Source organism: Alteromonas sp. NFXS44 (genome assembly GCF_040148705.1).
GTDB lineage: Bacteria > Pseudomonadota > Gammaproteobacteria > Enterobacterales > Alteromonadaceae > Alteromonas.
Genome location: NZ_JAGDEA010000005.1, coordinates 696601 through 708097 on the forward strand (window position 1 = coordinate 696601; position 11497 = coordinate 708097).

The 11497-nt window shown below is 48.5% G+C and carries 10 protein-coding genes; 5 read left to right on the plus strand and 5 right to left on the minus strand.

The window, feature by feature from the left end; translation table 11 throughout:
* Positions 1-4: 4 nt before the first annotated feature.
* Positions 5-493, minus strand: a complete 489-nt coding sequence (locus J3369_RS08370) for a GAF domain-containing protein (protein WP_349585730.1) — start codon at positions 491-493, stop codon at positions 5-7.
* A 225-nt stretch (positions 494-718) separates the two neighbouring features.
* On the opposite strand from J3369_RS08370, the gene J3369_RS08375 reads away from it, so the two are divergent.
* The gene (locus tag J3369_RS08375; protein WP_349585732.1) at positions 719-3607 is read left to right on the plus strand and encodes a response regulator; all 2889 of its coding nucleotides are present in this window, start codon (positions 719-721) and stop codon (positions 3605-3607) included.
* A gap of 2 nt (positions 3608-3609) precedes the next feature.
* On the opposite strand, the gene J3369_RS08380 is transcribed toward J3369_RS08375, so the two are convergent.
* The 3 genes from J3369_RS08380 to J3369_RS08390 form a co-directional block, all read right to left on the minus strand.
* The gene (locus J3369_RS08380; RefSeq protein ID WP_349585734.1) at positions 3610-4134 is read right to left on the minus strand and encodes a response regulator transcription factor; all 525 of its coding nucleotides are present in this window, start codon (positions 4132-4134) and stop codon (positions 3610-3612) included.
* Positions 4134-5195, minus strand: a complete 1062-nt coding sequence (locus tag J3369_RS08385) for a hypothetical protein (protein ID WP_349585736.1) — start codon at positions 5193-5195, stop codon at positions 4134-4136. Before J3369_RS08385 ends, J3369_RS08380 begins: the two co-directional genes overlap by 1 nt.
* Positions 5196-5303: 108 nt before the next feature.
* Positions 5304-7412, minus strand: coding sequence for a TonB-dependent receptor plug domain-containing protein (locus J3369_RS08390; protein ID WP_349585738.1), 2109 nt, complete (start codon positions 7410-7412; stop codon positions 5304-5306).
* Positions 7413-7684: 272 nt separating this feature from the next.
* Here J3369_RS08390 and J3369_RS08395 point away from each other — a divergent pair, with 272 nt between their 5' ends.
* Together J3369_RS08395 and J3369_RS08400 are read left to right on the plus strand one after the other, a co-directional pair.
* Complete coding sequence (locus tag J3369_RS08395; RefSeq protein WP_349585740.1) at positions 7685-8215, plus strand: hypothetical protein; 531 nt, start codon at positions 7685-7687, stop codon at positions 8213-8215.
* A 406-nt stretch (positions 8216-8621) separates the two neighbouring features.
* The gene (locus tag J3369_RS08400) at positions 8622-9008 is read left to right on the plus strand and encodes a response regulator transcription factor (RefSeq protein WP_303574555.1); all 387 of its coding nucleotides are present in this window, start codon (positions 8622-8624) and stop codon (positions 9006-9008) included.
* Positions 9009-9066: 58 nt separating this feature from the next.
* On the opposite strand, the gene J3369_RS08405 is transcribed toward J3369_RS08400, so the two are convergent.
* Positions 9067-10053, minus strand: a complete 987-nt coding sequence (locus J3369_RS08405; RefSeq protein ID WP_349585742.1) for an endonuclease/exonuclease/phosphatase family protein — start codon at positions 10051-10053, stop codon at positions 9067-9069.
* Positions 10054-10315: 262 nt separating this feature from the next.
* On the opposite strand from J3369_RS08405, the gene J3369_RS08410 reads away from it, so the two are divergent.
* Positions 10316-10918 (plus strand): BON domain-containing protein, encoded by a 603-nt coding sequence (locus tag J3369_RS08410; RefSeq protein WP_349585744.1) that lies wholly within the window; start codon positions 10316-10318, stop codon positions 10916-10918.
* A 407-nt stretch (positions 10919-11325) separates the two neighbouring features.
* A complete protein-coding gene (locus J3369_RS08415; RefSeq protein ID WP_349585746.1) occupies positions 11326-11493 on the plus strand; it encodes a hypothetical protein in 168 nt (55 codons plus the stop codon).
* Positions 11494-11497: the final 4 nt, after the last annotated feature.

The following is an 11497-nucleotide window of genomic DNA, read 5'->3' on the forward strand; positions in this document are numbered from 1 at the left end:
TGACTTAACGTAGATGTTGGAAAGTTATCTCTTCAATTTGTTTGCCAAGATCCCGCAATACATTGATATCCTGATCCGAAAAAGTGCGGGGCGCATCATAGATAATACACAATGTACCCAGTTCGTAACCATCCGGGGATTTCAGGATCATGCCAGCATAAGCCCGGATAAAGGGTTCACCCTTAACCAGCGGACTCCCTGCAAAGCGGTTGTCCTGTGTGGCATCAGGTACTATCAGGTATTCTTCTTCGGCAATGGCATAAGTACAGAAAGATACATTACGCGGGGTCTCAGTTTTATCCAGACATTGTCTGGATTTAAACCACTGGCGATCTTCTGCTATCAAACTGATAAGGCATATTTTACAGTCAAAATACGCTTGCGCGGCCTTAGTAATCGCATCTAACCGTTCATCCGGCTCAGTATCGAGAATTTTCAGGTCATGCAACGCTTTTAAACGGGCGTCTTCGTGGGGCAGAACGGGATAATCCATACAGGGGTCACATCAGATCCGCAAGGGACCGGCCAATGTTTGTTACGACAGGTATGGGATTCTATATTAACTCTGTCCGGTGAAGAATATTTTTTCTTTAAATTTGAACTATAGTATAGAGACTATGTTTTAATGCGTTACGCTGAACACGGTTTACGTATGTAACATGTTGTGACAGCGGAAAAAACAGGATTTTCTGAGGTGGAAGGTCAGGTAAAGGAATAGATGTTTAAAGTTCAGTCGCACATGCAAAAACTGCTGGTCACTTTTCTGGTCTCGACAGTCTATATATTGTTTGGACTGCTCAGTATATGGGCTGCCATTCCGCCGGGTTTTGCTACGGTAGTCTGGCCCGCTGCCGGCCTCGGTCTGCTGGCCGTACTTTTGCTCGGTCCGTTTGCATTGTTTGGTGTGTTCGCCGGTGCTGCAGTGCTTAATTTCATTATATCTTTAAACTATGCCGGCGGAGAGCCGTCGTTGTTTGTTTCCGGCATGATGGGGGCGTTCGCGGCAACACAGGCGCTGGTCGGGCGGGTACTGATTGTCAGTGTCATTCCCGCGCCGGTTAATTTTGTGCGTCCTGCGGTGGTGGCGAAATTTTTATTGCTCGGAGCAATTATCAGCCCCTTAACCGGCGCCACTTTGAGTAATATTTTTCTCTGGGCACAGGGGGTTATTTCTGACCAGGACTGGTTTAAAAACTGGGTAAGCTGGTATATGGGCGATGCTATCGGCATCGTGTTTACCATTCCCTGGCTGCTGGTATTTACACCGAAAACCCTGTCTTCTCATGTATCCAAGGTCCGCTTTGTTTTTTATTCCCTGATCACTATTACTTCCTGCACGGCGCTGCTGGGTTGGCTGGTGACCAAAACGGAAATGGAAAAACACAAAGTTGAGTTTACTGTTAATGTGAACGTTCTTGAGCGTGCACTCAGCGGTGAACTGTCCAAAGTCTCAGATATCCTTCAGGCGCTGGCGGGGTTTGTCAGAATTCAGGAAGATGTCACCCCTTCAGAATACCGTGTCTTCACGCTGGATCTGCTGAAGCGGAACCCTTCAATTCACGGGTTATCGTGGAATGAAAGACTGGAGGGACGGGAACTGAAGGCGTTTGAAACGGCTATGCAGGCGAGTTACGAGGCCTTCGATCCCACCATTCATTTTGAAGTGAAAGGTCTGGATGCCAAAGAAGATATGGTGGCGGTAGATAACCGTGATACCCATGTGATCGTGTCGTTTATTGAGCCTATGACGGGCAACATAAAAGCACTGGGTCTGGATGTGTATTCACAAATATCCCGCCGGAAAGCGCTGGATAATGCATGGTCCAGCCATCGTTTATTCCCCACTGCGCCAATCAACCTTATTCAGGGAGACCGCTCTGAACCCGGCGTACTGATGTTTATGCCGGGTGGAAAAACCACCGGATCAAATCACTCTGGTTATGCCACTGCGGTTTTGAAAGCTCAGGGAATGATTGAGAATGCTTTTGGTGATTCTCTTTTACCTACCCTGGGCGTACTGGTCTTTGATCCGGCGGCACCTTCAGGCCAATCCACCTTGTTCCGGCAAAATCTCTCCGGCGAAGACGTAGAATACCTGACTACAGGATGGAATAAGCCGGCAGAGGACAGAGCGGGCTTCCTGGCTGAGCGTTTTCCGCTAAATGAGGTAAGAACGATTACTGTCGGGGGCCATAGTTGGGTGCTGCTGCAGGTGAGCGGCAGCAGCTTTCTTTATCAGCCCTGGGGCGTGCATTTACTGCTGGCAGGTTCTGTGTTGTTCGCCGGGCTGCTGGGCTGGTTCATTATTATTGTGGCCGGACATACTGATGAAATTGAATATCAGGTAAAACGCCGTACCCGCGATCTGACTCAGGCTAACAGCAGACTGGTTGAGTCAGAGTATGCTCAGGCTGAAGCGGTTAAAGACGCAGAACGCTCAAACCGTGCGAAAAGTGAATTTCTGGCCAATATGAGCCATGAAATCCGTACGCCGCTGAACGCTATTCTGGGATTAAGCCGTTTAGGGCTGAACCAGGAGCCGCCGGCTAATTTCCGTGACAAGTTCGAAAAAATCAATCATTCCGGCGAGCTGTTGCTGGGTATTATTAACGACATTCTGGATTTTTCCAAAATCGAAGCGCAGAAACTGGAACTTGAGGAACAGATTTTTTCTATAAAGGACATTATCAGCCAGTTGCGGGATTTGTTTCTTGAACAGGCCAAAGCGAAGGGTATTGAACTGCAATTCCGTTTCGACGGCAAACTCCGCCCCTGGCTTACCGGTGACTCGTTGCGTCTGCGGCAGATACTGGTGAATTTACTGAGCAATGCCATTAAATTCACCAGTGAGGGAAGTGTTACCCTGGTGTGCCGGTATGAAGATATCGACGACCATGAATGCTTGCTGGTAATTTCAGTGACAGACACCGGGATTGGGATGTCGGAAAGTCAGCAGAAGGTAGTCTTTGATGCTTTCACGCAGGCGGACTCATCGACCAGCCGCAAATTTGGTGGTACAGGGCTGGGAATGACCATCAGCCATCGTCTGGCAACCGCCATGGACGGGAATATCTCAGTAACAAGCCGGCAGGGCGAGGGCACGACTTTTATAGTAAAACTGCCGTTTAAGTTACCTCAGCCACGGGAAATTGATGAGTTTAAAGCTGAGCGGGCACGGGTAAGAGACAACCGTGAAGGGGCTTTGAGCGGTCACGTATTACTGGTAGAAGACAATGAGATCAACCAGGAAGTGGTGGGTGAACAGTTACGTCATCTTGGGCTGGATGTCACCATGGCAGATAACGGGGCGCTGGCTGTGGCAGCAACGCGTCGCCATCATTTTGATATTATTTTAATGGATATCCAGATGCCGGTGATGGACGGTTATGAAGCGACCCGGCAAATCCGCGAATCAGGCATTAATGTACCGGTTATTGCTCTGACCGCTGCGGCCATGGTGGAAGACAAACGTAAAGCGCTGGAATGTGGCATGGATGATCATTTAAGCAAGCCATTCCGGCAGGAAGAAATGTATGCGGCACTGACCAAATGGTTGAATGCATCAAAATCTACCCTGACGTCACCCCGTGACGACGGCAAGGGGTAATATTATTTACCCGGTGACATCTTTTGGAGTTTTCTTTGTAAAGTCCGGCGGTGCATTCCCAGTGCTTTCGCTGTAGCGGAAATATTGTTTTCGTGATCGTGCAGGGTGCGCTGAATATGTTCCCACTCCGCCTGCGCCGGCGTCATCGGTGTCAGTGATTCTGTTTCATCCGCGGCTGATACCACCCCGAGGCGTTGCAAAATGGTCTGGAAAGAAACCGGTTTGGTTAAGTAGTCTGTGGCACCGCTTTTTATGGCCCGCACGGTGGTAGGAATGCTGGCGTATCCTGTCATCACAATCAGGTGTCGGGGGCAAAAGCGGTCGGCAAGCTGTTCAATAAAATCCAGTCCGGTTTCATCCTGCAGCATCATATCCAGCAAAATTGCATAAACACCGGTTTGCCGGTGGTGCATGGCTTCGCTGGCCGATGCAAAGCAATGTACATTAAATTCTGTTTTAGTGGCGAACCGTCTGGCAAGCACTTGTGAAAGTCTGGGATCATCGTCAATGATGAAGATAGTCTGCATTATTGCTCTGCCGGCAGAATAACTGTGGTTTCAAGTGTGAAGGTGCCCCGGCTATCAATAACTTCCCAACTGACTTTACCACCGAACCGTTCAATTGTGGCGTTTGTCAGCACACTGGCCACCCCGTTTCCTTTTTCGCTGTGAACCAGTTGGCGGCCAATGACCGGCGCGTGTTCAGGTGGTGCATTGTTCAGCGGATTGGCTATCCGCAGTGTCCATTGACCGGAACTGACAACCTGCGTGATGCACACGCCGTTGTCTGTTTCACCGTCCGTTTCTTCACAGGCATTCACGACAATATTGGTGAGTGCAGGCAGCAGGGTCCGGTCAGCATGAATACTGCAATCGTGATTACACGGGGTCCAGTGAATCAGGGCTTCCGGCCTGGCAAGAGTCAGACTATGCCGTAATGCTTTAATTAACCCTGAACTGCGGTAGGTAGTCGTGCGGGACTCTCTGACATCATCAGCCACTTCCCGCCAGTCAGATAACAAACCATTCAGTCTGCTGACCTGTTCACTTAGCTCCTTTATGAGTGCCGGATCCGGGCTGTCCCGCCATTCTTCCAGTAGTAAATTAATTGTCTGAACCGGCGTTGCAGCGTCATGGGTAAGTTGTGCGGCGGCAGTGCCAATAGCCAGGAGTTGTTCATTTCTTAACTGAGTTTCTCTGAGCGCAACTATAGCCGCATTGCGCTTTCTTAACTGGCGGCGGTAATAAAAAATGATGGCTGCAATAAACACGCTGGTGCCGGCAAAACTCCACACCATATTGGCCGCATGCTGCGCCATACCATCGTGATGAGAAGCAGGGGAAGCAAGCAGCTGTAATAACTGGGCACCGGTACTGATAAGCAATACCGCCGTGGCCAACCTGAAGGGAAGTTGTACCAGACCGGCGACAAGGGGGATCAGTAATATGATGGCGTAGGGATTACTGGCCGCACCGTTCAATCCGATAAGCCAGTTTATCAGCACGATTTCCAGCACCGTGCAGACAAACAACGCTACGGCATTCAGCCGGCGCTTTTCGGGTAGCAGGGTGAGCAAGATCAGTAGCATTCGCGTGGATTACCGCATTGTTTGTTATTCCGGCGTACTGTTACTACAGAGCGCGCTTGTTTTTATGGTGCTCTGCGGCGTACAACCGCAGAGTATAAAGTGTTAAGGCTAAAACGCCAGCGTGACACCGAGGTCAAAAGACCGCCCCCGCCCGGCAATCTGCGCGAAGCCCTGTTCCGGCGTTTGCTTAAACTGAGCAATGTTGACACCGCCTGCGGGCTCTTCATACCAGGTATCCAGCAGGTTATGGATGTCGAAGTGGAAAGTCATATTACCCTGTTGCCATGCCGCAGACAGGTGGAGCAGTGACCAGGCGTCAGTGGTGTTCTCATTGCGCCGGTTATCCACATCGTTTTTACTGCCTGTCCATTGCCACGATAATGCACCGGAGAACGACGATATGGCATATTCAAGGCTCATGGTATTCTGTACCGGTATAATTTGGTAAAGATTGCCTTCTCCGTGACGGCGCTCACCTTGTTGCCAGCTGAACGCTGTTTTCCAGGTCAGTGCTCCTGCTTCATTATCAAACAGACGCTTCGATGCTTTTACATCAGCACCGGTAAGGGTGGCGTTTGTGTTCACAAATTGCAGAATGTTTCTCTTTCCTGCAGCGGAGTCTGTGCGGTTGAAAGTACCGGCGACGTCGACGTCAATGTAGTCTGATACCCGCGTGTACCAGATACTCACTTCTGCAGCCCAGTCTGATTTTTCTGCTTGCCAGGACACCGACGCTGTACTGGCCGTTTCAGGTGCAAGATTGATGTTGCCGATATAGCCGTTGCCGTCACCGAACCAGCCAATCATGGATGTGGCCATGGCGCTGGTTCCCCAACTGTAACGTTCATAAAGGTTAGGAGCGCGGTTCTTTCTTGCTATACCAAGTGTGAGGCTTTGATCGCCGGATAATTTGCGTGTAGCCAGCAACGTGGCGTCGATGAGTGTGTCAGACTGACTCCGGTCTGCTGAATTAAAAGCGCTGGCCGCTGCCAGATTGTTTGCCATCATCATCCCGCTGCCCATGGACATGCCACTCATGGACATGCCATCCATGCTGCTGTTTACATATGCCTGAACTTCACCGGTATCCGTTGTAACATATTCAGCGCGCAGTCCCGCCTGGTACTGCCAGTCTTCATCAGCGGCGGACAACCATTCAGCCCAGGCTGCAAGGCGGTCCCGCTCCCCGTCATTAATGTTGATGTAGTCATTGGGGCCCATCATGGCTGAGCCTTCTACGGCCGGCCACCAGTCGTCCAGGCGATTGGCGTAATATTCCTGACCAAAAACGAAGGTACTGCTGTTGTCTGCCGGCATTGTCCACTTCAGCTTCAGTGCAGTGTCGTGGCTGTCTGTGTTCATTGGCATCATGCCGGTTTTCTCCGCCGTGAAGAAACCCATTTCATGGGTGGTATGACGGGTACTGGCGGTGGCATCCAGGGCAATATTTCCGAACTGTCGCTGGTACAGTGCCGTAATGCCTGTACTGGTATTGTCAGTCATGTCCATGTACTGGTTCGGGAAGCCCTGATAGGGGATACGCTGGTGAGAAATGCTCAGTTGCAGGCGTTGTGATGCATCCTGATAACCGCCACCCAGCAAATGGTTTGTGGCTTTATAAAGGGTATCAGGTACCAGGTTACCATGCCCGTCTTCGTAGCTTTCGGCTTTGGACTGATTTCCTGCATAGCTCAGATACCAGGTGTCACTGGCAAAGGTAGCATCAGCGCTCAGGGTTCTGCCATTGTCGTTGCTTTGATAAAAATACCCCAGCGACCCATTCTCAAACGTTACCGTATCACTTGTATTGAATGCCAGTGTGAAAGTAGACAATGCAATAACCCCGGCAATATTGTCACCGCCGGCACTGACCGGAGATACGCCCGGTAAAACGGCAATGGTATTGACCTGATTAGCGGAAACATATGACAGAGGCGGGTTCATCTGGTTACCACAAGCTGCAGTAACAGGCACACCGTCGGTGAGTAGCTGAATGCGGTCACCCATCATACCGTTCATCACCGGTAATGCAGAGACTCCGCCTGCTGCAGAAAACGTGATACCGGCTTGTGCCAGACGGGATGAGAGGTTCTCATCACCATGAAGATGAGGCTGGCGGGTGGTGACTTCGATGGTTTCCACCGGAGTTTCTCCGGCAGAAGCTAATGTACTGAGCAGTGTGGTTGCAGACAACACAGCATAGGGGAATGGTTTCACTTACATGTTCCGGTTATTAAATCCGGCGATAGTGTAACGGCGGCGTCGCAAAACCAACATGCGACAAATTGTCGCACATGTTCAAAAGTTAAGCGTTTGAGAAGTTTGGCGATATTTATTTGGCTTTACGGAAGATAAGCCCTTATTCAGGCTCAGAAATCATGTAACAATAGCCGTTCATCCGGTCCATCCTTGTCATACTAATGATTAGTTGCGGCTTTATCATATTGGTTATACGTTTCAGGTATAAAGTTATTCTGTAGGATATTGTAGTGTCTGATAATCTGGTTTCTGTTAAGACTCTCGATAAAGAGCAACTTAAACACGCAACAATTTTTTCCGGCATCAGCCCGAAGGCCATGCGCCGGGTGTTTGCTGCGTGGTGTATTTTTTGTGTTGTAGTCGCCATTATTGTGGTTATGGCTCCTGATTTATCTCAGGTTTTTCAGCTTACCGTGTCTGGTGTACTGATTGCGTTTACGCTGGCCATGTTTGGTCAAAGCCGTATCGCTGAAGGCTGGCCGGCAGTACTTTCCAGTGACAATGAAATTTGCGTGATCCGCGATCCGCAAAAGCGGGAATTTATATGTGTGCCTGTCAGTCTGGTTACCGCAGCTGAACCGGCGCTGATAAAGCCAAATAAAAAAGCACTGGCGCTCATGCTGGATACGCAGCGGCTATCGGAAAACGATGTCACTACCCTTAATCAGGCGGTCTGGCCACGGGACGACCGGTTGCTGGCTCTTGCGCACTTTATATCCCGCGATAAAGCATGCCGGAAAATTAATTCCTTCCTTTCCTGATATCTATTTTTCCGGTGCCTGCACAAAAAATGAGCAGTCGGTGGAAGGCTTGTCCCAATTTGGTCTGCCATGGGGACAATATTCACAGATAGAATTGTTTTTCAAATTTCATTAATGGTAATGTTGTCTTACCTTTGATCATGATATCAGTACGCTTTTTTCTTTAAGGTATTAATATTTAGGGTTAATACTGATTTCGGTGGTATCTATAATTCGTTATAAACGCCGCTTATACAGAGATGGCGTGAATTCTGCACTCGTAAATCCTGCAGATAGAAGTGCAGAAAGGTAGCAAGTTGATTGCTGCACCTGTAGTACAAGTGAAATGTGCGTTTCCTTAAGTTTTAGGGTCTATGAGACCTGTCGCAGAAATGCGGACAGAGTGTGAAAACAGCAAGGAGGCAACATGACCCCCGGTACAATCTTACAAATTCTGGTCGTTGAAGACGATCCTGTGGTAGCAAGCCAGTTAACCTGCTTTTTGACCGGACTGGGATGGAAAGTGGATTTTGCTGCCAGCGGAAAGCTGGCTATCCGTCTGAGCAAGGCTCAGCGGTACGATGCTATTCTCCTCGATGTGGCGATGCCGGATTTACCCGGTGCGGATATACTGGCACAAATAAAACAAGCCTGTGATTCGCCGGTATTACTGATGAACCCCGGGCAAGACCCCGCAGGTAACGCTGCCTTTGCCGCAGCAGATGACAGTGTTCCTGACCCTTCAGACTACCGTGACATTGTGAGTCGTTGTCAACGCTATGCCACACAGGAACCGCTGGCAATCACAGCCTGACAAAACGCGTTTAAAAGAGTGTCCATGAAAACCTGTAGCTGAAAAGCCACAGGTTTTTTTATGCCTGTTCAACTGATTGATTGGCTTTTAATCTCAGTGTTGTGAGCAAGGGAAAGTGATCTGAGCCTACATCCGGCATTCTTTCTATTTTGACCAGTTCGAAATGCTCAGTATGAAAGACATGGTCAAGGGGCCAGCGCAGCAACGGATAATCCGCATGGAAAGTGTTGAAAAATCCACGGCCACGACGGGGATCCAGCATGCCACTTATTTTTCTGAATTTTCGGGTCGTCGGTGACCATGCCACATCATTGAGGTCGCCGGTAACAATCGCCGGCTGCTTTAACTTTGCCATTTCTTTTCCTACCCGTGTCAGTTCCTTATCCCTGGGTTCGGCAGATTTATTTTCTGTAGGACTTGGCGGTTTTGGGTGTACAAAATGGATTTTTACCTGAGTACCGGCCATTTCCTGCCAGATTTCCATAGACGGTACGTCATCTTCAATAATGAACCGGATTTTTTCGTTGCCGAAGGGACGCCGGCTATAAAGATGCATGCCGTAGAGATTTTCCAGCGGGCAGGAAAGGCGGTAAGGATAGTCATCATGAAGGACCGACAGTGCCTGCTCCCAGTCTTTGTTGCTTTCCAGCGTCACCAGAATATCCGGTCTACGTTGCCTGGTAAGATTAATCAGTGCGTCATAGTTATCGTTAGTCATTAATACATTGCTGGTCAGAATGCTTATTGTGCGGTCGTCATCAGTTGCTGGTACCTGATTCACTTCCGTGCGCCATACCGGTGTGTAAGGGATTACCCATGCCAGTTGATAGAGCAAAGCACAGACAGCACCGGCCTGCATGCACAGCGCCAGTAAGGGCGTTTCGATATACCAGTATGTCCAGACTAAGGTGAGCACAAGTAAACTAAACGCCTGTTGCAGACGGGGAAACTCCCATACGCGGATTGACCAGTGCTGGCCGGGTATGTGAGGCAGTATTGCAGCCACAATAAAGAAAAGGGTAATAATAGAGAGTACTGTTGTCATGGTTCGTCCGCTGAAATTACTGTCCGGAATCAAATTATTTAGCTTACTTATATAAAGACTTTCTGCCCTGTTCGATCAAACGAGGTGATTTCAGCAATTGTAAATGCAAGGTAAAAAATACGGGGTTCTGAGAAAAGTTTGCATGAAGGGAAAGAGTTGAAAATTAGAGTTAACGATAAAAAGTTATATTTTTCAGTTCTTTAATCTGCTGGCATGAAGTTGGCTTCAGTTATTTTGCTTGATAATTAAGGAGAGCAAAATTATGAAACGTTCAATTCTTTCACTGTTAGTAGCTGGTACATTAACTACTTCTGCTTTTGCAGGATCTATGGATACTGCGAACAAGTGGGAGGAAGGTGCCAAGGATGCCTGGATAGACGGCAAAGCTGAAGCAACATTACTGTTTAATGGTAATCTGAATTCTTTTGACATCAACACCGACGTTCAGGATGGCAAGGTTATTCTGACCGGTAAGGTAGACAACTCGGTTGATAAAAAGCTCGCGGAAGAGCTGGTAGCGAATATCGACGGCGTAACAGATGTTGATAACCAGCTGACCATTGTAGAAGAGCATGACTCTGAAGCTATGGACGGCGACGACATGGATATGGATTCTGCAACCGGCAAACTGACAGATGCTAAAATCGCGACTGTAATCAAAACCCGTTTACTGATGGACTCTGACATTTCCGGTTTTGATATCGACGTGGATGTTGAGCAGGGTAATGTTACGCTTACCGGTACAGTAGACTCAGACGCTGAGCGTGACCTGGCCGTTGAGATTGCGAAAAACGCCACAGATGTTACAGACGTTGAAGACAACCTGAAGGTCGTTCAACCGAAAACAGCGATGAAAAGTGAATAATACTTTTTAACTGCATAATCCGGAAAGGGCTGAATTATCTCAGCCCTTTTTTTATTGCATTCCTGTTTGTGAATCCTGCTGAAAAACCTTCCTTCCCGTCTGTGAAAATATTTCCCGCCTGTAGTAAAAAAGTATCATCAAATTCCCGGGTCAACGGAAATTATTTGGGTCTTATTGCCTGCATCTTTTTCCTCTGATTTTTTTCTATGATTATGAATCAATACTTAAGTCTAATAAAACAGTAGGTTACGGAAAGGCCGGTCATGAGGTTGAAGCGTGGCGGTGGCTTTTGCGGCGTTTCTGTTAGGTCTTTAAAAATATGGCGCGGAAATTGGAACATTAAAAATAGTTGTGAGAGTAAATAAGTCATTTACCGGAATTCAATTCTACGCACGCAAGGGAGCAGTATGAAATTTCTGAAGACTAAACACCGTCCGTTACCGTCAACGTCATTTGAGCGTCTCATTCACTCGCAGCCAGTTTTTAACTGGTTCGATCGCTATGACAAAAGTGACCACAAAGCCGGCAAGGCAACGGCAGGTGCAGTGATGGCGGAGGCAGCGACCGCTAAGTAAGTAC

What these genes read in the sequence shown, in the direction of transcription:
- J3369_RS08370 (WP_349585730.1), bottom strand. Translation starts at nt 493, where the DNA reads ATGGATTATCCCGTTCTGCCCCACGAAGACGCCCGTTTAAAAGCGTTG.
- J3369_RS08375 (WP_349585732.1), top strand. Translation starts at nt 719, where the DNA reads ATGTTTAAAGTTCAGTCGCACATGCAAAAACTGCTGGTCACTTTTCTG.
- J3369_RS08380 (WP_349585734.1), bottom strand. Translation starts at nt 4,134, where the DNA reads ATGCAGACTATCTTCATCATTGACGATGATCCCAGACTTTCACAAGTG.
- J3369_RS08385 (WP_349585736.1), bottom strand. Translation starts at nt 5,195, where the DNA reads ATGCTACTGATCTTGCTCACCCTGCTACCCGAAAAGCGCCGGCTGAAT.
- J3369_RS08400 (WP_303574555.1), top strand. Translation starts at nt 8,622, where the DNA reads ATGACCCCCGGTACAATCTTACAAATTCTGGTCGTTGAAGACGATCCT.
- J3369_RS08405 (WP_349585742.1), bottom strand. Translation starts at nt 10,053, where the DNA reads ATGACAACAGTACTCTCTATTATTACCCTTTTCTTTATTGTGGCTGCA.
- J3369_RS08410 (WP_349585744.1), top strand. Translation starts at nt 10,316, where the DNA reads ATGAAACGTTCAATTCTTTCACTGTTAGTAGCTGGTACATTAACTACT.
- J3369_RS08415 (WP_349585746.1), top strand. Translation starts at nt 11,326, where the DNA reads ATGAAATTTCTGAAGACTAAACACCGTCCGTTACCGTCAACGTCATTT.